The 22,533-nt window shown below is 51.1% G+C and carries 19 protein-coding genes; all 19 read right to left on the bottom strand.

Going from position 1 to position 22,533, the window contains the following annotated elements; translation table 11 throughout:
• Positions 1-7: 7 nt before the first annotated feature.
• The 19 genes from CK503_RS08565 to CK503_RS08475 all read right to left on the bottom strand — a co-directional run bounded on the left by CK503_RS08565 (position 8) and on the right by CK503_RS08475 (position 22,532).
• Positions 8-3,112 carry an efflux RND transporter permease subunit gene (locus CK503_RS08565; RefSeq protein ID WP_095606388.1) on the bottom strand — a complete coding sequence of 1,035 codons (3,105 nt, stop codon included), beginning with the start codon at positions 3,110-3,112 and terminating at the stop codon, positions 8-10.
• 39 nt (positions 3,113-3,151) lie between these two features.
• The gene (locus tag CK503_RS08560; RefSeq protein ID WP_255233365.1) at positions 3,152-4,426 is read right to left on the bottom strand and encodes an efflux RND transporter periplasmic adaptor subunit; all 1,275 of its coding nucleotides are present in this window, start codon (positions 4,424-4,426) and stop codon (positions 3,152-3,154) included.
• Positions 4,427-4,440: 14 nt separating this feature from the next.
• The gene (locus CK503_RS08555; RefSeq protein WP_176466257.1) at positions 4,441-5,775 is read right to left on the bottom strand and encodes a TolC family protein; all 1,335 of its coding nucleotides are present in this window, start codon (positions 5,773-5,775) and stop codon (positions 4,441-4,443) included.
• 153 nt (positions 5,776-5,928) lie between these two features.
• Positions 5,929-6,399, bottom strand: coding sequence for a hypothetical protein (locus tag CK503_RS08550; protein WP_095606386.1), 471 nt, complete (start codon positions 6,397-6,399; stop codon positions 5,929-5,931).
• A gap of 108 nt (positions 6,400-6,507) precedes the next feature.
• On the bottom strand, positions 6,508-6,867 hold the full coding sequence (locus CK503_RS08545) for a hypothetical protein (protein WP_095606385.1): 360 nt from the start codon (positions 6,865-6,867) through the stop codon (positions 6,508-6,510).
• The gene (locus tag CK503_RS08540; RefSeq protein ID WP_095606384.1) at positions 6,864-7,328 is read right to left on the bottom strand and encodes a hypothetical protein; all 465 of its coding nucleotides are present in this window, start codon (positions 7,326-7,328) and stop codon (positions 6,864-6,866) included. The genes CK503_RS08545 and CK503_RS08540 overlap by 4 nt, the downstream gene beginning before the upstream one ends.
• The gene (locus CK503_RS08535; protein WP_095606383.1) at positions 7,300-7,659 is read right to left on the bottom strand and encodes a hypothetical protein; all 360 of its coding nucleotides are present in this window, start codon (positions 7,657-7,659) and stop codon (positions 7,300-7,302) included. Before CK503_RS08535 ends, CK503_RS08540 begins: the two co-directional genes overlap by 29 nt.
• Positions 7,656-8,189 carry a hypothetical protein gene (locus tag CK503_RS08530; RefSeq protein WP_095606382.1) on the bottom strand — a complete coding sequence of 178 codons (534 nt, stop codon included), beginning with the start codon at positions 8,187-8,189 and terminating at the stop codon, positions 7,656-7,658. The genes CK503_RS08535 and CK503_RS08530 overlap by 4 nt, the downstream gene beginning before the upstream one ends.
• The gene (locus CK503_RS08525; RefSeq protein ID WP_095606381.1) at positions 8,189-8,440 is read right to left on the bottom strand and encodes a hypothetical protein; all 252 of its coding nucleotides are present in this window, start codon (positions 8,438-8,440) and stop codon (positions 8,189-8,191) included. The genes CK503_RS08530 and CK503_RS08525 overlap by 1 nt, the downstream gene beginning before the upstream one ends.
• 27 nt (positions 8,441-8,467) lie before the next feature.
• A complete protein-coding gene (locus CK503_RS08520; protein ID WP_095606380.1) occupies positions 8,468-8,917 on the bottom strand; it encodes a hypothetical protein in 450 nt (149 codons plus the stop codon).
• Positions 8,914-9,474, bottom strand: a complete 561-nt coding sequence (locus CK503_RS08515) for a transglycosylase SLT domain-containing protein (RefSeq protein WP_095606379.1) — start codon at positions 9,472-9,474, stop codon at positions 8,914-8,916. The genes CK503_RS08520 and CK503_RS08515 overlap by 4 nt, the downstream gene beginning before the upstream one ends.
• A complete protein-coding gene (locus tag CK503_RS08510) occupies positions 9,474-10,838 on the bottom strand; it encodes a hypothetical protein (RefSeq protein ID WP_176466256.1) in 1,365 nt (454 codons plus the stop codon). Before CK503_RS08510 ends, CK503_RS08515 begins: the two co-directional genes overlap by 1 nt.
• 94 nt (positions 10,839-10,932) lie before the next feature.
• Positions 10,933-11,442, bottom strand: a complete 510-nt coding sequence (locus CK503_RS08505) for a hypothetical protein (protein ID WP_141239905.1) — start codon at positions 11,440-11,442, stop codon at positions 10,933-10,935.
• 43 nt (positions 11,443-11,485) lie between these two features.
• A complete protein-coding gene (locus tag CK503_RS08500) occupies positions 11,486-11,860 on the bottom strand; it encodes a hypothetical protein (RefSeq protein ID WP_095606376.1) in 375 nt (124 codons plus the stop codon).
• 48 nt (positions 11,861-11,908) lie between these two features.
• Positions 11,909-12,688, bottom strand: a complete 780-nt coding sequence (locus tag CK503_RS08495; protein WP_095606375.1) for a hypothetical protein — start codon at positions 12,686-12,688, stop codon at positions 11,909-11,911.
• Between the two features lie 70 nt (positions 12,689-12,758).
• Complete coding sequence (locus CK503_RS08490; protein ID WP_095606374.1) at positions 12,759-13,379, bottom strand: hypothetical protein; 621 nt, start codon at positions 13,377-13,379, stop codon at positions 12,759-12,761.
• Positions 13,380-13,486: 107 nt separating this feature from the next.
• Entirely contained in the window at positions 13,487-14,008 is a 522-nt protein-coding gene (locus tag CK503_RS08485) for a hypothetical protein (protein ID WP_095606373.1), read from the bottom strand.
• 18 nt (positions 14,009-14,026) lie between these two features.
• On the bottom strand, positions 14,027-21,274 hold the full coding sequence (locus CK503_RS08480; protein WP_095606372.1) for a helicase-like domain-containing protein: 7,248 nt from the start codon (positions 21,272-21,274) through the stop codon (positions 14,027-14,029).
• Positions 21,275-21,278: 4 nt separating this feature from the next.
• Positions 21,279-22,532, bottom strand: a complete 1,254-nt coding sequence (locus CK503_RS08475; protein ID WP_095606371.1) for a P-loop NTPase family protein — start codon at positions 22,530-22,532, stop codon at positions 21,279-21,281.
• Position 22,533 lies beyond the last annotated feature (1 nt).

Below are 22,533 nucleotides of genomic sequence, written 5' to 3'. Positions count from 1 at the left end.
TAGAAATTTACAGTTCGGCGTGGGTGACTGGTTCGGCAAACCACTTGTAGATGGTCGGTAGTACCACCAGCGTAAGTAGGGTAGAGGTAAACAATCCACCTACAACCACGGCCGCCAGCGGGCGCTGCACGTTGGAGCCGATATCATTGGCTAGCAGTAGCGGCAACAGGCCCAAACCGGTGGTCAAGGCGGTCATCAGTACGGGACGCAGGCGCAGCAGCGAAGCCCGTACGACTGACTTCTCGGTGGACATGCCTTCCTCTCGCAGCTGATTGATATAGGATACAATCACCAGTCCGTTAAGCACCGCAATACCGAAGATCGCGATAAAGCCTACCGCAGCCGGTACCGACAGGTATAGCCCGGAAATCCAGAGGGCAAAGATGCCCCCGATGGTGGCAAACGGAATATTCAGGAAGATAAGTACCGCATAGCGCCAGCTTCCAAAGGTGGAAAACAGCATAAAGAAGATCAGTCCCAGGGTAATGGGAACCACCACCATCAGCCGGTTCATCGCACGCCGTTGGTTTTCAAACTGTCCGCCGTATTCGGTAAAGTACCCGGCGGGCAGATCTACTTGCTGGTCTACTTTTTGGCGAATCTCGTTGACGACGCTCCCCATATCCCGACCGCGTACGTTCAGTTGCACGTATGTACGTCGACTGGCCTTGTTGCGGGATATTTGTTTGGGACCGGTAAAGACCTCCACATCTGCGATCTGGGAGAGCGGTATTAGGGAACCTTTTGCCGTTCGAACGGGCAACTCTCGCACTTGCTCAATGCGTTTGCGTTGGTTTTCCTGCAGGCGAACGAAGATATCAAAGCGGCGAATACCCTCAAATACCTGACCGGCTACCGAGCCCCCAATACCGGTTTCTACGGTTTTCAGAAAGTCGTCGATGCTGATGCCCAGTCGTGCCAGCTGCTCGCGATCGGGTCGCACAAGGATTTGTGGTTTGCCACCCTGTTGTTGGGCACGGACATCCACGGCTCCTTCTACGCTTTTGGCAACCTCCGCAATCTCTTGGGCCTTTTGAGCCAGGGTATCGAGATCATCACCATACAAGCTGGCAACGACCTGGGCGCGAACGCCACTGAGTAGCTCATCCGTACGAAGCTGGATAGGCTGAGAAAAGTTGGAAGCCACGCCCGGCAGATCTTCCTGCAGTTTTTCAGCCATCGCCGACTGCAGCTCTTCATAGCTGCGTCCGGCTTCCCACTCATCGAGGGGTTTTAGGTTCACGACATTGAAGACCACGTTCACCGGCTCGGGATCGCCGCCTACTTCGGCACGTCCTACGCGGGAATAGATCCCTTGCACTTCGGGAAAGGTTTGCATCGACTCCTGAATACGCTTCGTGTATTCTTTGGTGGTCGGAAGGTTAGCGCCCGGTGGCAGTACAGAGCGTACTGCAAAGGTACCTTCCCGCAAGGTCGGCTGAAACTCGGTTCCCAGGAAGGGGAATACCGCCATACTTGCGGCAAACAGCACGAGAGCTCCACCAAAGACCATCTTGGGGAATTTCGTGGCTTTTTCAATCAGCGGGCGGCTGTATCCTTTCACCTTGCGGACCAACCACGGCTCTTTGTCCATCCCCTTATCCGGCAGGATGAAACTGGAAATGACCGGGATGTAAGTCAGGGCTAGAAAGATGGCTCCGCCCAGTGCAAAGGTAATGGTATAGGCCAGGGGCTTAAACATTTTACCCTCGACGCCTTCCAGCGAAAAGAGCGGGATGAATACGATAATAATAATGCTGGTCGCAAAGATCACCGGGCGTATCACTTCGCGTGCAGCTTCGCCTACCACCCGCACCAGAGATACATTTTCAGTATCCCGTTCTTCCAGCAGGCGATAGGTATTTTCCACGATCACGGTGGCACTATCCCCGATCATACCAATGCTGATCGCCAAGCCCCCCAGACTCATCAAGTTCGCCGATATGCCCATGAGGTTCATCCCAATGAAGGCAATCAAAAATGCAATGGGAACGGTGGATATAATAATAAGTGTCGAGCGAAGGTCCCCCATAAAAAAGTAGAGAATGACTAGCACTAGAATGGCCCCGATGTACAGAGCATTGCTGACTGTACCCACGGCTTTGCTGACGAGCTGTCCCTGCGAGTAAAAGGGCTTCATAACCATGCCGTCGGGCAGTGCTTTATTAATGGCATCGATCTTTTGATCCACCTGCGCCAGCAGGTCCTGCGTGTTCGTGTCAATGAGCTTTAACACAAAACCACCAACCGATTCCTCTTGATCTTTAATAAGGGTCCCCCGCTTAATCTCGGAGCCGAATTCCACCTTGGCGACATCCTTTACGTAAATGGGCGTACCATCAGAGTTCTTGACAATGATGTTTCGGATATCCTCCAGCCCCTGCTTGTCTGGCTTAATCCAGCCGTAGCCGCGGACGAGGTATTCTTCCCCACCGCGTTCCAGAAAAGAAGCACCCACATTTCGGTTGTTACTGTTGATGGCTTTTTCCAGATCCTCAAGGGTAAGTCCGCGTGAAATTAGAGCGTTCATATCGGCATTGACCTGGAACTGACGGACATCTCCGCCAAGGGAGAGCACGCCGGTAACGCCGGGTACGGTTCGCAGCTGGGGCTTTACGATCCAGTCCTGGGCCGTGCGAAGTTCCATCAGGGAATGGTCGGCGGTATCAGTGTTGGTTACTTCGTACATCATGATCGTCCCGAGTCCCGTAGTAATAGGACCCAGTTGCGGTTGTCCCAGCCCATCAGGAATGGATTCCTTTGCTTTGGAGAGTCGTTCCATGACTAATCTTCGGGCAAAATAGATGTCGGTGCCATCCTCGAAGTATATGTTTACGCGCGAAAGCCCGAAGATAGAGGTACTTTGCACGCGATCCAGCTTGGGCAGTCCATACATCGAGATTTCGATGGGGTAGCTAATTTGCGTTTCCACATCCACCGGAGAAAGACCGGGGCTGGAAGTAAAAACCTGCACCATGGTGGGCGATACGTCCGGGAAGGAGTCGATGGGAACATCCTCAAAAGAGAAGTATCCATAGACGCCAACGGCCGCCACCAGAATGAGGATCGTCAAACGATTCTTTAATACTTTGTCTATTATTTGTTGAAGCATAAGTCTGTCATTTAAGAAATTCGATGTTGCAACGAGCAGTTAATGTCCATGAGATGCGCTTCGTCCCTGAGCGGTAAGAGCGGACTTCAGGTCAAAGGCTCCGGCGATAACAGCTTGCTGGCCGGGTTTCAGGCCCGATGCAATTTCCACATAGCCCTCATTTTCACTGCCCAGCATGACCTCGACCGGTTTGTAGCTGCCATTCTCGTTGCCAGGGACAAACACCACTTGCTCACCCTCAATCGTTTGTACGGCGTCAATGGGAATCATGGCTACGTTCCGTTCTTTCCCTGTTGATATACGAGCGGTACCGAACATCCCGGCCCTCAGCTTTCGATTAGGGTTTTCAACAACTGCGCGAACCGGCATGGTGCGCGTCTGCTTTTCGAGGCTATAAGAGACCCAGTCTGTTTTTCCCTCAAAGGTTTCTCCGGGGATGCTTCGAACCGAAAGGCTTACGTTTTGTCCTTTGTCCAGATACCGGATATCCTGCTCGTAGGCATCGATCATGACCCACATTTTGGAGAGGTTCGCTACGCGGATGGGCGTCTCGCTAGGACTGATTGTTTGCCCGGGCGAAATATCTCGCTCCTGGATCACTCCGTCGAGCGGACTCGTCAGATAAAAGTGGGACAGGGGCTCATCGCTGCCCGCTTGTATATTTTCGATGTCCTTTCTTGACAACCCATAGAGGCGTAGAGCCTCAGCCGCAGAATTCAGTTCGGCTTTGGCTTCCTGGTAATTGGCCTCGGCATCCAGCAGCTCGGCTTGTGAAGATATTTCCTGATCATACAGCGACTGCTCACGTTTGTAGCGTGCCTCTTCGGCTTTGAGTCGGGCCCGAAGTCGAATATATTCGGCCTTGGCTTTCCCCAAGCCCACACTACTCATGAGGGCAATCGGCTCGTCTTTTTTGACGCGTTCTCCCAGGTCTTTTATGACTTCAACAACCTTTGCCTCAATACGGGGGCCGACTTTGGCAATTTGATCCAGATCGTATCCAACGCTGGCGGGTCGTGAAATGGTTGAGGAGGCACTTCCTTCGGACAGTGTTTCCACTTTGATGCCGAGGTTACCTTCTTGCTGCTGAGTTAGATGCACTTCACGGGCATGCTGTCCGGATTCTTCATTGTGTTGTCCAGCTTCCTCAGTATGCTGCTCGGTTTCTCCGCTGTTTTGAGATTCTTGTTGATGTTGTTCGGTTTGCGTGTGGGCTTGGGAACCTGAATTAGATCCACAGCCTGTTAAAAGACTTCCTAACAGAAGTCCGGTAAGTGTTAAGATTGTTAAATTCTTCATGGTTGGTGATTCCATATTCATTCAAAAAATTAGTTTGCAGAAATTTCAGAGAGAGGCGTGCCGATGAGGCGTTCTACTTCGGCTACGGCCCGATTGTATTCGGCCAAGGCCTGGATGTAGCGAGTACGCGTCGAAAACAGCGTGCGCTGGGCATCCAGTACTTCCAGGTAATCGAACTTACCCTGCCGGTAGCCGGTTTGGGCTGCCTCAAAAGCTGTCTTGGCGCCGGGTAATACTTGTTTTTGCAGCTGATTGACTTCGTGAGCAGCTGCATCCAGCCGGTTGTAAGCTGCTTGCAGGGCCTTGTAGGTTTGGGTGACGGCCGCTTCCCGTTGGGTCTGCACGCGACTGAGCTCATACTTCGCCGCCTTGATATTCCCCTGATTGCGATCAAAGAAGGGCAGTGGAATAGAAACGCCTACAATGGCGGCGCTGGCACCTAAATCCTCCGCACGTTTGTATCCCCCGCTCACGGTGATATCGGGAATGCCTCTAGCTTGGGCCAGTTCAAGAGCTAATTCGCGTTGCTGCAATTCGGTAGCCCACCGCGCCACATCCGGATTTCGCTGGATATAGGTTTGCACCTTGGCGTATTCGGGGATGTCAGAAGGCATGCTCAGCTCACCTTTTAACTGCTTGAACTGTGGTTGCTCGCTCCCCCAATAGGAGGCCAGTGAACTACGAGCGGACTCCCATTGGTTGCGGGCATTTTCCAGATCAATTTTTGCGCGGGAAAGCTCAACCTGTGCTTTGGTCTGAGCCAGCTTGGAGACTTTTCCGGCCTTTACTTGGGCAGAGATAGAGTTGTACAGGTTTTGGGCCACATCAACCAGATCTTTTTGCTGCTGCCACTGGCGCTGAGCTTCCAGTGCTGAGATGTAGGCTTTGGTCACGCCGGTAAGCACGTCCAGCCGTTGGGCTTCATAGTCCCATCCGGCCAGCTCTTTGGTGGCACCAGCGAATTGTTTGCGCTTGAGGCGATCAGCACCGAGCAGGATTTTCTGTCCCAATTTGACGGTCACTTCTCGGCCGCCGTAGCCTTCAAAGGGACCCGTTCCGCCAAAGTTTTCCATTTCGGCATTGAGCTGCGGATTTGGAAGCAGGGAAGCCTGAATGCGTTCGGCTTCCTTCACGCGCACCTGCCAGCCGTAGCTTTGCAGCCGGGGATTTTCGAGCAGGGCTTTGGACAGCGCATCCGAGAAGGTCAATGTATCCGAAATAGTGACCCTGGATGCGGTATCCTGTGGGTTCACATTCTGATTTAAGGCGGGAGACGTCTCATAGGTTTGGTCTCCCAGCGTGCTTTCTGAAGGTGGTTCAATAACGGTTTCTTCTGTGGCACATCCGGCAGCAAGCACGAGCATGCCGAGGGCCAGTAGTGGGTTTAATAATTTCATGTGTTTCCAGCCAATTTTTGCTGTTATAGAGGGGCAAGCAGAACCGGCAGGATATAACTATTCCTTACCTGATTACATGACTTGCAAGTGAAATGGCGATATGGAAAGGGCTGGAACTACTTAGTTGTATAGAATACGGACAACCGTCTTGAGCGAAGCTGTTATCGTATCCTCAATCAAGGGAGGGACGTAAGAAACAAGTTGAAAGACCCGTGATTGCGGGAGGTTTTCAACCTTACTGTTCAAAATTCCATCAAGAAACTTGAGCGTGCGTTCCTGATCAAAACGTGTTGTTTGTTGTTCTTTTGCACAGTTCAGCGACAACGGTAAATCATGATGGTTGTCGAGATCTGCCTTTAGAGTAGGAGTAGTATGTTGATGTGCATCTTTGGCGTGTATCACATCTTCAGAAGGAATGCTCAAGAGGGAGCCGGCCTCAGACTCGATATTGATTTGCCCATCTTCTTCAAAGCAATAAACAAGGCTATCAACAAATCCGTGGATGCTTAAAAAATGCAATCCAAACAGGAAAAGGAGGGCAAGCGTTATGCCCTTGAGGCTTTTCTTGTATGTGGATTTAATCTGCTGCATTTGTGAAATCTTTTAAATCAAACCCAAAGTTACGGAATAGCTGAGAGGGAAAAAAGCAAAAAAGCAGTCTTTGTTAAATGAGACTGCCTTTTTTAAGAAGGGATTATGTTACCCAAATAATTTATTAAATACCTTCCGAATTAATCCCCCTACACGGATCAATATTTTTCCACCAAACTGATCAATTGTAATTCGCAGTTCATGTAGGAACAGATCTAGCAGGCGTCCTTTTTCTTTGGGAGAGAGCTTGCTTCCTTTCTCGCTTTTAGGATCTGTGTATTGGGCATACAAGCGAAGAATTCTTTGGGCTTTTTCAAATAAGGCACGGATTTGAACCGAGGCAGACAGTGCAATCATGCCGAGGATAACCACCCCAATTTCGGCCAAATTATTTGGAACCAGTAGGCCTGATAGCCAATCTGTACTGAGTAGAACTAAAATGAATAAGAAAGATAGAATTGTAATCATCGTTTTTTCTTTGATTTATGGGATTTGTAGTGGGAAATATCTTCGACTTTGACTTTTAGATCAGAGTAGTCATCATCAAACAAGGAGTTACCGGGAATCCTGTGACTTTGATTCTTTTGCATTTGTTTTAGCCACTGTTGCCCTAAAACCTTGGCTTGATGGTCGGATAAGCCATCGCCTTTTCCTTTTAGTAGCTCATCAACAGGATAGGTCTGCGTGGCCCCCGATGAGATAGCGACCATCCCATAGAGATATCCGATTATCTCCAGGATGGAGAGAATGAGCAGTAGGGTGGTATCAATACTAGAGGCAGAGAGTCTACCTGTCGACAGTAGTCCGGAAATGGTGAGACTGGCTATCCCGCTTTTTACGATTCCCCTACCTTTTTCGGGCGTTCTTTTTTTGAAAAGACCAATTAAGGTGGGGACCGCCTTAATTATCGGAGTTAGTATTTTGTGCATCAGTAGTGTCTTTTGAGGTTGGGGATTTTAATCGGTTGATCCGGCGTGGGATGAGTTCAAATTCGATAGATCGAATTCGCTGGTTATGATCGTCAAAGCGACTGTCCGTACGCTGGACATGGGTTTCCAGGCTCTTTTCCAATTTGCTTAGGTTATCAGCCTGTACCTTCACTTTCTCGTTAATGCCAATCATCAGCTCATACCATTTCTTAATTTCGGCGGTCTGATTATTGATGGAATCGTAGATGCCGGTCAAAAACAGGCAAATGATCGTGGTGACAATCAGTTCCTTGTATTTTTGGAAAAAGCCATCTTCTTGGGAGTTGTTCATGGGCCGTACCTCCTTATCGCTTCATCCAGCGTAATGGATTGCTTATTGGATTTGCAATGGAAGATGCCACTGGCAAGTGATTGGTAGTAATAGTGGCCGTCAATTCGTAGCCACCGTAGCGGACGCTGGGAATGACTGTTCCCTGCCCATCCATCCACGTGCAAACCGATAGCCGGTATGTTGTTACCTTCTTTGTTGGTGTAGCTCCAATCAAAGTACAAGCCTACGCCGTTAAATCCCCAAGTGGTGGCCAGTAGCCAGTGTTGGAGAGCGGAAGGTTGACTTTCAAGCCATTGGTCAAAAAGTAGTACATCAAATGCCATTCCGTGGCCGTGGGATTTTTGGTCTCCTTTTCGCCAGGCGGAGCTAATAAGGGTCGACAGGCCATGCCACCGGCGCCAGGCCAAAAAGGAGCGTAAAAACCCAATGTCCATGCGTTTGACGGTTCCGGGACCTTGGATTTCGAGTTCGCCGATAGAGAAGTGGTTGCCGTAGCTGTCCAGCAGTGCGTTATAATCCTGGGTATTCATTACTTCTTCCCTCTTGTGGCTATAAGTAATAGGCCAAGGGCTGCTAACCCGCCGACAACTTTTATTGGCGTTGGTATTTCGCTGTTTATGTACTTTTTAGCTTCATTGATGAGATCTTTCTGTGTTTCGGGGGCTTGTGCTTCCCCAAGTCCTCCGCTGCAGCCGCAACCGGATTGAGTAGCGCTAGTCCCGCCCGAAAGTCCACTACCGGAGCATCCACAGGGGTATTCATTTACAAAAGAGGTTTCCATAGTATTTCACCTGAATGTTTTGAGTTTTTAAAAGAGGATTTTCCAAAGAAGCAGGCCGCCTGCAATCCCCCCACCTGCCATTGCCGCATGGGTTTTCTTTACCTGCATGCCGCCAATACTAAAAGTGCCCGCTAGGATATCCTTGTGGGAATTAGGCTGCTGCTTGCTGGCAGATTTGTTTGTGGTTTTGGGTTTAGAGGTCGGTTTCGACTGCTTAGTAGTGGGTTTCTTAACTGTGTTGATATTTAGCTTTGGAGGAGCAGGTACCGGATTTTTGTCAATGACAGGCCGAGGTATAAGCACAGGCTTTGGCTTTGGAGTAGGTCGCGGCCGTACTCGTGGCCTTATTTGCTGGGTTCGATTGCGAGGGGCTGGTTCATCCAGAACTGGTCGAAGCATTACCGGACGCGTGGGCATCCGTCCTAGTCCTCGCGCTTCTGTAGGTTCTTCGTAGATATAACTTGATTCGGTATTCATGAGTGTTGGGGGGTCATATAGTTATAAGTTGCAAAGGCTATAGCGGCCATAGGAAGGACGTATATGGACAAGCTGGTTGCTGTGGAGAGACCGATTAGCTGACCGATGAGCTGTTTACGCCCCAGCACATCTTGGCTGTAATCTCTGCCGGTAGTGACGGAATCTGGTGGTAAGCCCGCGTAAATTGCAGTTTGCACCCTGTTTGGCCCGGCGTTATAGGCGGCAACGGCTTGGGCAATATTTCCGTTGAACTGCCTGAGCAGTTTGGCCAGATACTCAGCGCCATAATCAATATTGGCCTGGTGGTCAAAGGGGCTGTGATTCTCGGTAAACCCGGGGTGATAGCGTCGGTCGATTTGCATGATTCCTATACCGTTGCCATGATCTCCGGTGCCATCAGCTGACAGAGCCAATCCCATACGACTTTCCCGGGAAGCCACCGCAAGAAGCAGTGCCAAGGGAACGCCATATCGTCTGGAGGCTTCAGCGAAATATCCCATTAGCCCACGAATACGAGCGTAGGTAAGCTCGGCCGATATCGAAAAAGAGTTGGTCATCAGGCCACCATCTTGATCTTGTAGTTAACCTTACGCATTTGGCCGGCCATGATGGTAAATTGGTCAGTCGGTGCAAGAGCCTTGCGAGCAATGAGCTTGGGCAAGAAGCGATTGGTGCTGTCGTCATTTTTTGCGTAGAGGCCGATCTCTTTCACGGTGATATCAGTAGCCCCACGATTTTCAAATACCCGGGATAGGTTGAAATACGCTTCGTTGTTGGTTTCATCAATGGTCACCTGGTCATCGATCATCATCCCGTGATATAGGAGTTGGCCGTCCTCGGTGCCATGCGTAATTCCACCTAGATTGTATGGGGTTTCAGGACTAGCATCCGGGGAAAGATCGGTATCGGTCATTGATACGAATTTGTTGCTCTGTCCAAGCCGAAGGCCAAGCTGCCATCCCTTGTCGCTGGTTGAAGCATCGGCATTAAGGGAAGACATGGACGTACCGCCGCCTCCGATACACATGAGCATTCGCGCCCATCCGGTATGGGTGGTTTCAACAGCTTGTCGGCGCAGCGCTTTGGCGAATTCGGCCAGGAATCCCCCATTGGTTCCATTCAGGTCGGTATCCTGATTGAAGTTTTCCAGCTCGAATCGGCATTCGTAATCGAGCGTGAGCGTTTTACTGTCTGGCAGGTTAATAGCAGATTGGAGAATGTCCCGGGCATGCAGGTTTGCAATCGTCTTGAGGGCGTAACGGGAGACATCGATGTAGGTAACCAGCCCCATCTCACGAATGGTGATATCCCCACCGGTAGCGTTGGAAAAAGGAGCAGAGATTGTAAAGATCGATTTCTCCTGGTCGGTAACGACGCCGGAAACAGATACGGCTCCGCGCGACAGGAGAGCATCAATAGGATTATGTAGCCCCACGTCAGAAATACTTATCGGACGGGTTCCTGCACCTACCGTTGGATATACCTTCCGGAAGGGCATACAATAGCGTTGCGTTGTGGCAATATTCTTGTAGGTTTTCGAGATACAGGTTGCATCATCGGGGACGTAGGTCGAAGGGTCAATAGTCGTAGGTACACCTATAAGTCGGACGTAATCATTGTTGGTATGGGCGCTTTCGACTTCCCACGTGCCGTTGAGTTCGGGTACCGACTGGCATCCCCAAATATGAACCCATACCGGCTGGTGCCCATTGGGGTTTCCAGAGTGGGAACCGCTGAATACGTTTCGCAGATAACTGCGATAGATTTCCACGGCGCCATCCACAATGTGAATACTGGTGATCGTGTAGTCAGGCACATACTGCTCCAGCGGTGATATGAGTCGCTTGGTTCGGCCGCCGTGCATCATCCCGTGGATGTCACGGAGAAATCCTCCCACAAAGGACTCGCTATGAAGGCGCATCAGGTGTTTGCCGCCCATACGAATGTTACAGAACAGATCCATGCCGGATTTGGGCGTTCCAATTGATAAGGTGTGATTAATAGATTCCATATGGTTAAGAAATTGTGGTAATAATATTGGTGTTGGCGTTTCCGGTCTCCGGTCGCTGCTCCTCAGAAATGGCCGGATCTGTTTGCAGGGTCGCTGTTATCGGACCGGTGTGGGAGGTGGGTTCGTAATTTGTTGATGGTATCGAGAGGGCCGCCGGACGGAACTCAAATTCGGTAGCGTCGATAGGAGTAATATCAAGGTGGACAATCCCGAATGGCGTTTCGTTGACTTTCTGTACGTCATCAGGAGTGATAACCGAGTAAATGCGTGATTGGCCGACCTGCTCACCTGCGGTCTTGGATCGAACCCGGAAGTAGTGCCGAGCATCCAAGTAGGTGATGGGAAAATAAAGCGTATGGTAACGGACCATCTCCGCAGGCTCCCGATGATATTCAGGGGTGGTAGCCAGATTCTCGGGATCTAGGCCCCAATCCATCTGGGACGAGGCTTTTTTGCCGGTGGCCCATGAGATTTGGATGGAGCCATCGACCAGCATGCCACTGACCACGCGCATTTTAAATCCTTCGGAGAACTCTTTGCCGGTGATCTCGCTCATGCTAGGTGGTCCAGAAGATTTCAGTTACGAGGGCTTTTGAGGTCTCCAGTGCTCCGGAATCTTCATCCCACAGGCCCATCATGCTTCCTTTGTACAGCTCTTTGAATTGACGCTCGTCCATGTGCAGGGTTTCCCCGGGCTTCAGTCGAAACGTGTAATAACGCTCGTCGATGCGATTTTCGTCCAGGGCGATCATAAATTCGCCATCGCTGCTATTCTGGATGATGACCCCAAGGCGCATGGGGTTGCCGTTTACGAGTTTGACAGGACTTGCCCCCTGCTTGAGGACCGGGGAAATAGAGGTCCCGATACGTCCGGCGGCTCCGATCCCGATGGAAGGTGCATTTACCTGAAGTTGATCCAGTAGACTGTCCATTTTTTGGGTGAGCTCGCAAAGCGATTGGATGAGGCTATTCCACATCAGTTATACCTCCAGCGGGTTGGCATCGGACTTTTGAACCACGTAGGATTCGCAGAGGAAACTTACGTTGGCTTGAGATGGTCCTTTGTTGGACGCATAAACCTGAAACGGCATATTGGAGCCGATGATAAAAGGGACGTTGGCATAAAACTGTCCGAACTCGTCGTTGAGCTGTTCCAGGTAGACCTCGTTGCGGATGGTCGTATTATAGACTTTCAGGCTGGCAGTGATATCGCCGGGCCGGTCGCTGCTCATGGCCAGACGCCGAGCTTCCACGTCAATGCTTTTAGCTTTGACGCCCATGTCGATATTGACCGCTCCAGCTGCAAGTGTGGCTTGCCCGTAGAGAAAGCGCGGCTGCGGCATCGGACTGCCAATGTCAGAGTAGATGTTGATCAGTTTGGTAAGGCTGTAATGATCGTAGCCAATGAGTTGGATATTTACGGTCTGAGCTGCGCTGTGGGTATTGGTCAGCTCGAATACCAGGCTGTTGCTTTTCTGAATAATGAACGGGGCCAGCAGGCCGTCGATCTGTTGGAAAAGTCGGTGTACTACGGAAAGCTGCAGGTCGCGAAACAGGTACAAATCTTCATTGAGTCGAGCAGAGACAAATATGGTATTCATGTCAGGGGCATAGGGCAATATCTTTCGGACACCAAAACTTTCCCCGCCCATGCCATTCATCATAATGTGACCGGTGCCACCGGCTGGAATTTCAATGGCTTTGGCCGGATTAAAGGGCGTAGACTCGGTTGGAGGAATAAAATTCTTTACAATTTTCATGGTGGTCAGATAGGAGTTAGGGCAATAAAAAAGCCGGCAACGACCCGATGGCCGCTGCCGGATCAAGGGATTATTTTTCGGGCTTCATCTCAGCCACGACAATGCTGGCGCGCAGGTACAGCAGGCCTTGGCCGGACGTTGTCCAGTTTTCATCACTTGGGAACACCGAGGAATCCTCGAAATGAACCGACAGCGACAGAGTCTGATTCACAGCCAGATCGAAGGGATCGGCCAGGCGGTATTCGTCCGCTGAACGAAGGGCAGCGATACGTTTGAAGACCACCGGGGCATCTACGGTATTTGCCGTTCCGGCTACCAACTGCACGTCAGTGCCGGAGAAGTTGGAATGCTTGGAGATGGGCACGCGCAGGAACTCCTTATTGTCATTATCGGCCTGCAAAATGACGCCAGCATCTTTTAGCGAGTTGACGATCCCGCGGGCATCGATGCCGTTGGTCTCATCGTCCTCAATGAATTGCTTGGTCACCTCGAAGGAAAGGGCGAGTATGCGTCGCTTGAGTTCGCCCGGAAAAGGATTGCCTACGTAATTGTTGCGGGTGATTTTCCGCGTTGAGTTTGGCGGAAAGAAGTTAACGACAGCGCCATTTTGGGTGACTTGCTGGGTATCAAAATAGGTTTTGATGCGCGCGCTGGCGGGGACAATAGCTTTTTTAGAAATTTGGTTACTCATAGTTCGTTGTTAGTTAAAAGGGTTGTAAGTGGGGCCGTTGTGGCCTACTGCTTGTTCCCGCAGGCAGTCCCTAGTCAGCAAGAGCTATGAGAAAAATGGGTTGCCGATTACACCTCCACGGTATCTTCAAATACGGTTTCGATTTGAGAGACGTGGCCGGTTTCTTTGGGGAGGGGGACCGGTGGTGCTGGTTGTGGCGCTAAGTTTTCCTCATCCCACAGGTATTCGCTGCCTTCCATCAGGCCCTGGGAGGGCGTCCAGTCGGGCATGACGAATTTGATTAGTTCCATCACGCCTTGCACGCCGAGCCCCATGGCCAGACCGCGAAGGTGTTTGTTTTTGGTAAACATGGTAAAGGCCATGCCGAGGGTGAGCGGGAGGCCAACGCGGGCCGCTTGCTGGACGGTAGCCGAGCTTCCGCCAAGAATAGCAGGCACGGCCAGCCCATTAAGCTGCGCACCAATTGCCTGGCCGCCCACAATGTATCCGGCAGTGATAAGCTGCTGCTTAAATTCGCTTACCGCTTTTTCGGTAGTTGTTTGTTTTGCCATAGTTGCAGGTTTTGGGGTTGTTGGGTTTTCGATTACATCCAAGTGAGTTGGATTTTTTGCAAATATTCGTTGTGTCATAAGTTGGTTCGATAAGGGTTAATTAAGGATGCCGCGTCCGTCAATGTTTAGGTTCGTAATGATGTATACGTCACCATATTGGAAGACAGGACGTTTGCCGTCGTCGAAATAGTGGTAGTACTGGTGGTTTTCGCCCTTCTCGTCGCCAGGGTATATCACCTTATCGCTGTCGTACATAATGCGTTCGGCGTGACCGACCGCCGTTAATTCGGCACCGGAGGGCGGAAACAGCTCGTAGTCGTATTCGTCCGGCGGGAAATGGTGGAACTCTTCGTACATCTGCTCGGCATCCCCGTTGTCAAAGGCTCCTTTTAGGAGCTTCATGCGCTGGGTTGGAAAGGCAAAAAGCGTTGTTCCCTCGGCGTCGATAATCATGGCTAGATCCTCATCCTCAGAAAGTATGCGCTGCATAAATCCTTTTGTGTCAATAAACTCCAATTCACCAACGGAGCCCGCGTACACCAGTGGGTTGCCAAATAAGGTTCTCAGAGGCATGGGGAGAGATTTCGTTGTCTGTTTACTAGATCGGTTCGGGCGTATTTTTTCCTCCGGTGAACTGTCGCGATAAATACCAACCTCACGCACCCGAACGGTTCCTGTTACGCCATAGGTGGGCGCAATGCGGTTGAGTTCTTCGTACAATTCAGAACGGTCAGAAAATTTGGTTTTGACTAACTCGTTGACTACATCTTGCAGTTTGGTTACGGTGTTTTGGTTGGAGGTGAGATCCAATTGGGCTTGCTCCAATTCTTTTTGGGTTTGCTGGTGAGTGGCCTCCAGTTCGCGCAGGGTTTTCTTCGAGCGTTTCAGCTCCGAGGTAATCTGCTCAATGCGGGCCTGGGCTGATTGCTGCCATCCTCGTTCCAAGGCCAGGAAGAGCTCGGCTAGTTTCTGTTTAATGATCGGCAGCCACCGCTCGGTGTTATACATGCCCAGCCGTTGCTTGATTTGATCGTAGGTTACTTCGGTGCCGTCTGGGCCTGTTTTCTGTTTTTCGGCTTCGATATCTAATTCGTAATGGGCGTAAAAGTCAGATTCGTCGGCGATGATATTCCCTTTGTTTCCCGCCAGGCTTCGGCCCGATTGGACCGGCTCGTCCATACTCCAGCCAAATTCCTTATTCAGCTGATCGCCTGCCATTTGCTTAATGGAGCTCCATTTGATCTTGTTGTAGAAGCTTCGGTTTGGAGCGTTGGGATCAGGGATAAGATTAAACAGCACCCGTCCGTTGGCGTTATTTTTGGGCACTTCCAGAGTAAGCTCGTGACGGAACCGAGGAATGCGTTTGCCGTCGGAAGACAGGTTGTTTTCGATGGTACCGAACTCACCGCTGTAGTCTAGCCAGCCGATGCGAATGAGTCCTTGGTCAAGGGCGTGTTGGGCTGATTTAGGCAACTTCGAATCGATGAGGGATTGCTCCCGCTGGATAGCCGATTCCATGCGTTTACTTCTTTTGGCAACATCTTGACTTGCTTGGGACAGAGAGGACTGGAGCCGCTGGGTCTCACTGAGAAGTGATTCGATGCGAGCTTTCAGTACCTTGGTTTGGGCTTTGGAGCCGAAAAACTCTTTAACTCTGGGGTCGGAGTTGGTGGCGGCCACCATCTGCTCGTATTCCAGGGATTCTCCCTCGGAGTCAGCGGAGGTTTCCCGGCCATCTCCAAAGAAGAGCTCGTCAATCCAGCTTTGTTTCTTGCTGACCAACTCCAGGCGGTACTGATCGAAGGAATCCTTCATCAGGTAAAAGTGGATGTTTACTTTCGGGTGCTGGTTCCCCTGCCGGAGCCCGCGCCCGTTGCGCTGCTGAATCTGGGAGGGCGTGTAGGGCACGTCCATGTGATGCAGGTCAGTGGTCCATTTTTGCAGGTTCATGCCTTCGGCAATGGACTGGTTACCGATCAGCACCCGGTACTTGCCGACGTTGAAATCGTCCTGAACCTGTTTTTTGAGGGCTTCCTTGTCATCGGACGAAGAGACAAAATAGTCGTCTCCTTTCCCGTCGGTGCCAATAATAGAACCATTAATAATGGCAATTTCGGTGGCCAGAATCCCAGCTTTGGTGAGTTCTTGCTTAATAAGCTGGTGGTAACTTCCGCCTTTTTGACCTTCTACGGAGATCCAGTCGCAGAAGATGATTTGGTTGCGAAAGGATGGGGCAGCCGGATTCTTGCGCCCGCTATACAGGGCCTGAACAATCATCACCGCCCGGTCGAAGGTTTCTTCCATGGCGTCCGATCCATCGGAGAGCTTCTCGCGCTGTTTTTCAATCTTGTTAAGCAAGAACTGCTTCCCAACGGGGACTTCGTGAAGGTCGCCTTCGGTGGCTTCGATCTCACCGGCTACTTCCTCAAAGTATTCCAGGGATTTGAGTTCTTTAATAAGTTTGTGGCGGGACTGTCCATCGTAAGGGTTCGGGTTTTCTCTGACGGCATTCATCTTGGAGAAGTAATCGCCATATATGCTTTCCGGGATTCGCTTGGGAGCGGGGTTTTCGCGGTAGGCGTAACTTTCGGCTACGTTATCGACCAGGGCGCCCAGCTTCAGAAACTTTCCATCTACGCCTGCGAAGCTGTGGTCATATACGCGGAGGTCGGTCGCAATTTTGCTGCCATCGCCGGTAATGACCAAGAAATTGTCTTTGGTCTGGCATCCGCGCTGGCGCATACAGTCCAAGATGTTATCGGCCCGGAGAATGATATCATCAAAGAGCAGCTTGTGAATTTCGCTGGGCTCAATAACCTGCTGTTTGGTTTCGGCCTCGGGGCGCTTGAACTTTGGCTTTAACACTTTAGTTTGGCCCTGTTCATCTTTTACGAGGTTACCGCTATCATTTTTGAGCAGGTCTGGAAACTTCTCGTAAAATCCCACTAGCTGATCATAGCTTTTGATGTCCATAACCTCATCGATAATCGCCCGCATTTCGGGGAGGTTATAGTACCCGGCCACCACGCGCTCGGTTCGGTATTCGCCGTTGGTCTTTTTGACGATCTTTTCTTCCTCGCGGACAAACTGGTTGATGAAGTTATCGAGGTTGGCAATCTGGTATTTCTCCAACAGATCCGGAGCACAGAGGTTAAGCATGTGCCAAACCTCCACTGGGGAATTCACCACCGGTGTAGCGGTTAGGACAAACACGTTTCGGTAACCTATTTTCGAAAACAGCCACTTTGTTTTTTGAAGGGCATCTTCGGCTCGTTGGGAAGGTTTGTTAGCCGCAATACCCAGCTTGGCGGCTTTGGCGCTGCCCAGTGCATTTTTGTAGAAGTGGGCTTCGTCAAAGAAAAGGGCATCCACACCGAGCTCGTCAAAAAAGATATCGGTCTCTAATCGTTTAGCACTTGCTATATTGCGGAGCTTGGCCTCCCATTCTTCTTTCATCTTCTCCAGGCGCGTAACCATCGACCTCTTAGCCGTGGAGCTGAGAGCATCGTCTTCTTCGATAAGCGCGTCAAAGTTTTCGATCATTTGATCAAAGTATTCCACGCGCTCGCTGTACATATTCTGCTGCACCGATGGAGAGAGCGGCAGGCTCTTGAACGCATGGTCAGCAATAAAGATCGCATCCCAGTTATAAAGCTGGGCCATAGTCAGCTCCTTGTGGCGTTCGGTGCCGGTCATTTTCATGTTGAGAATTTTGGCTTCGGGAAACAGCATCGCGTATTCCTCGACCCACTTTTCCTGCACTTTCCCAGGCACTACGAACATGGGTTTGTGGCAGGCGCCTTGCTGCAGCAGCACTTGCGAGGCAATAATGGAGGAGAGCGTTTTTCCGGCGCCGACGTCGTGGCAGTTGGCGCCGCGTCCGTTCCAAACCAGTTTCTCGGCGACCGCGCGGTTGTGTTTGTACACCGCAAAATCTTTGACGCCATAGAAGGTGTCCGACATGCCCCGAACGCGGAGGGTGGCCCCGTCGAATTGAGGATTGATGTGGGCGTTATATTCGTGGTTATAGGCCTCTTCGATCAGCTCGCGAATCTCCGTGGAAGCCTTGGTACGTACCCATTGGTTGAACTTTTGGGGCACGCGCGTCAGCATCTGGTCGTTATGGGTCCGTTGTTTGGCGCGGGAACGCTCGATCAAAGCTGTAAAGCCCTTTTCTTCGGCTCGTTTGAGCGTCATATTCGGGAGCATGTTGTCGTCCTCGTCGTAGAAGACCAGCGGGAAACTGGAATCCTGAATGTAATTATTGATGATCTTGCTGAACGGCGTCTCGCCCCAACCCTGGTTCCAGTCATCGGCCGTTTCTTCTCCATTTTTAATATACCGCCCGCCTTTGCGAAGTTTCATATAGAAGCGGTTGCCGAGTTCGGCTTTGTCTTTGACGAGCCCGATATGTACGTCCCGATAGCCCAGCTCATCTTTTATCCACTTGGTAAGCACTTTCGTGGGCAAGTAGGTAAAAATGTGGCGCGGATCGACAGTAATGCTGTAGGCATCAATCCAATCGGGGAGAACTGCCTTCAGGGCCTCGGTATTTTTTTCCAGCTGGTTGTCTTCGGCTATTTCCAGCTTGCGCCGGACATTGCCGGCCAGGTATTGATAGCGAAACTCGTAGTTATTGGACTCTGGGTTATAAAAGAACTCCGGATGGTCCTCGATAGCTTTGTTGAGCTCCGACCGGCTGGCTGTGCCTCCTTTGTAGGTGGACTGGTAGAAATCAAGGCTCAGCTCTTCGCCGATGGAGCGGCCGTACATGGCAATTTCGGCCAGATCATTTGAGTTGGAAACCGCTGGTACGTAGTTGCGGTTGAACATCGAGTCGGCATCGATAATATCGGCATAGACCAGCTCTTCGCTGATCGGATCGCGCTTCACAAAGGTCGTCAGCTTATACAACCGGTTGTCATAGCGGAATACCTCGCGAATATCCTCATCTTCGTCGGGAATGCCGTAGGCATCGATATGAGATTGAAGTAGCTTCTTAAACTCTCCGCGAAGCGGCTCTTTTTGCTCGCTGTCTTGAGCCAGCGCCGTGACGAAATCATCGTATTTGTTTAGCATTTGGCAGGCCGAGCTTATCTTGGCGCGAAGGCCGTCACCCGCTTTATCCGATCCACCTACGGTAACAGGTTTGAAATAATGGCGCTGTTTTTCGTAGAATTTCTCCCCGTGCCAGACAATATTCCCGGCGTGATAATCGCGGGTCGTCTCCAGGCGCACGCCTTCATCGGGGATCCGGTAGAACGGCATCTTCCCCGGAAGCGGGTATGGGAAGCGAAGGTTATCTCCAAGAACCTTACCGGTCAAAGTCGCATCAACTTGGCCTTTTACGCCCATGCGGGTCAGGAATTGCATGTCGTGTCCTTGAATATGCTCACCTAATACCTGTTGGGGATATTTCTGATAATAGGGGTTATAATAGGCCCCGTAAGACTGGCCCTTATGTTCGGTGATGCTGACGGCCAGTTCCTCATAGGCAAACAGCTGGTTTAATTCACTGCTTATGTCAGGATGAGTTTCGCCGTCAATATCGGGGTATTTCTGAAACAAGATCAGATCCGTGGTGACTAGGGTATCGGCATTGTCTTTGAACGCGGTGGACGGGAGCCGGTAGGCACCCACAAATCGGGCTCGTTGGGCCATGGCCTGTCGGATGGCCGGATCCTTCTTGTCCATGGTACCGACCGAAGTAATTACCGCCAAAAATCCGCCGGGTTGGAGGGCGTCCAGGGACTTCAGGATAAAGTAGTCGTGGATGCGCGGATTTAGGGAAGCCAGCGGGTCTCGCTGGGTATGAATTTTGATATCGCCAAAGGGGACATTGCCTATGGCTCCTGTGAGATTATATAGTGAAAGGTCGGTCTGGGCAAAGTTTTCGTGCCGGACCAGCTGACTTGGGTACAAGAGCTGGGCAATGCGAGAGCTCACTGCCGACCGCTCGACCATCAGCATGCGATAAGCATCGCGTTTGGGAAGGAAGCCTGCAAAATTACCTACGCCCGCCCCGGGTTCTAAAATGTTGCCACCATCCACGCCCATGGTTTGGAGTTTATCCCAAATAAGTCTGACTAATGGGTAGGAGGTGTAATGCTCGTTGAGCAGGCCACGCTCGGTTCCGGTTGCGTCTTCGCCATATCCGAGCCCGCCGGCGCCGGTGTATTGTCGGAGTAGATCCAGATCGGATTCGGTAATCGCCCGGTCCTCTTTTTCCAAGACGGCCAGTGCCGCCTCGTTGGCTTTCCGGCGTTCGGATTTCGAGAGTTTAATGGGGTCGAACTTTTTTAAATGGAGGCCGGAAAAACGGCTTCCATATTCGGCCTCTCCCGCGCGATCTTCGGAAGGTTGGTATGATTGATCGCCTTCTTTTTCAGGGGTTTTCGTGTCTTGTTGGGCCGCCGAAAATATCTCGTCGAAATCGACCCCAATTACTTTTCCGTGGCCACGAAATAGCTCCAAGGCTTGCTCGCGATGTTCGTTGGGAAACCTGTCGAGGGAAAAGGCGAGGGCTAGTTTCTTTACGGTTTTGGTGAAGGAGTCTTGAAGTTGCTGTAGCTGGCTCGAAGGATTCTCGCGGGTCGTCAATTCGCTGGTTAATTTTTCTGGATTTCCAAGGAGGGCGTCGATAGAACTGGCTGCCTGCTCATCACCTTGATCAGCTTGCCAAGCCAGGTCGGTGAGCTGGTTCATTCGTTGGGTATTGAGTCTGCCATTTTTGTACGGTGTGTGAGCGGCTTTTGCTATTTGTGCCATCCGCTGGGTTTTAACCTGAATCTCGACGGGAATATCACCGGCGGTGCCAGCCATCACGATAAAATGGTGCGCTCGGTAGCCACCAACGGGTTCGGCGTATTTGTCTTCATGTTCAAATACTTCTCCGATTGTTCCTGAAGAAATTTCTTTGACTACTTGGTCCAGCTCAGCTTGGTTAGCTAGCACAATCATACATCCGGCCATATCGGTCAGGCCTTGGATATAAAGCTCATCTGCATTAGCCTGCTTGATATCAGTCTTAATACGTTTGCGACGCAATTTATTGATGACCGAGTAGGGAGACTTTACGCGGCCCTTGACCGTAGCTTTCGGTTGCAGGTCTTTGAGCTTGCTGGTTACCTCCGCCAAGGCCTGTTGGTAGTCGCCTCGCAAGTCAATCAGTTGTTTGATTTCGTCGGTAAGCTTGGTCTCCTCGACCGTATCGGTGTCGCCAGCCCGTTGTGGGTTGGGATCGTCGGCGTTGGGGATTCCGTCCCCATCAAAGTCGCCAAAAATGCCGGGGTAGTCCTCGGTTGTAATTTCTTCAAAAGGAGTAACAGTAGGATTGTCTCGCATGGGGTTAGCCTAATACTTTGGTTAGGAAGGCGTCCAGTTTGGCCTGACTTTCTTTGGCCGCTTCAATGTCTACTTGCTGCTGAGGTTTCCCGTCAGATGTACTGCTGTCCTTCTTTTTTGCAGTAGTTTTCTTCGATCGCTTAACAGGAGTTGGTTTATTTTTAGCAGCTGGTTTCTTCTTGGCCATTGGCGCAGGTGAGTTGGTCGCAGTAGATTTTTCCTTTTTGCCAAGCGCGCGTTCCTGGCGCTTGTACTCTTTGGCGCCCAGCACGACTTTTGCGTGGTCCTGCTTGTAAATTCGGATCTCCAGATCTCCATATTTGCTGACCAGTTTTTTCCAGCACGCTTTTAGCCCGCCCCCTTTTCCTTCCGTGCAGGCTTGATATTCCAGATGGCCGTCCAGCAGTAGATCCATGATGTACCGCTTCTTGGGATAGTCGGCTGTGTATCGGATAGAGAGGTGGGCATTTTCAGACTCCCCGGAATGCTTGGACCCGTAGCACGGCATCTTGCTGCCAAACATCGAGTTGATCCGTTTCCAGGATCGAATCTTGTGAAGGGTGTCGATCTCTTTGAGGGTAATCTTAAAAGGAGTATCCACTGGGTTTTCGCGGGTGTCTGGGTTGCTTTCTTCTTTGGTAGTAGGTTTGGTTGGTGCCACCTCGCGGTCTTGGGCCGTAAAGGGCACGGCGATAGCGGTCAGTTCCCGGTAGCGATTCTTTTCGGTTTCGGCTCCGCCTTCTTTGGTGACTTTGATCTCGATATCACACTCATGGGCGATGCTAGTGTTGCCTTTGTACTGCCCGTCCTTGGTGGCATGGGAGACCATGACGAACATGATCCCGTTTTCGCGGCACCATTGGGCCAGCTCGACCGTTTCCTTCGCGTTGGCATCAATCACCGAAATGGAATCGAGGATGCAGGCGAAGGACCGGTTTTTAAGCAGAATTTCTTTGAGGGCCTGAATTGATTTCCATTTGGTAAAATTCAGGTTCTGGTGGGTGGCTCCGAGTCGCTTGACGCGGTCGACCAAGGTTTTGCCAAAATGCTCTTCGGCGGGGATATATTCGATGCGGCCATGTTCGGCTAAGGCGTCAGCGAGTCCCAGGCTCATCGTTGATTTACCGGCTCCTTTTTCGCCCCAGATAAAAATGACGGCATTCTTCTCGGGTTCGCCGAGCAGCCGCCCGTAGGGTTGGGCTACTCGAATGCCTTTGATATTCAGTTTTGCAAGCTGCTGGGCAGTCATGGATTCCATA

Source organism: Fodinibius salipaludis (genome assembly GCF_002287075.1).
In the GTDB taxonomy this organism is placed as follows: domain Bacteria; phylum Bacteroidota; class Rhodothermia; order Balneolales; family Balneolaceae; genus Fodinibius; species Fodinibius salipaludis.
This window is presented reverse-complemented; position numbering and strand designations above follow the sequence as displayed.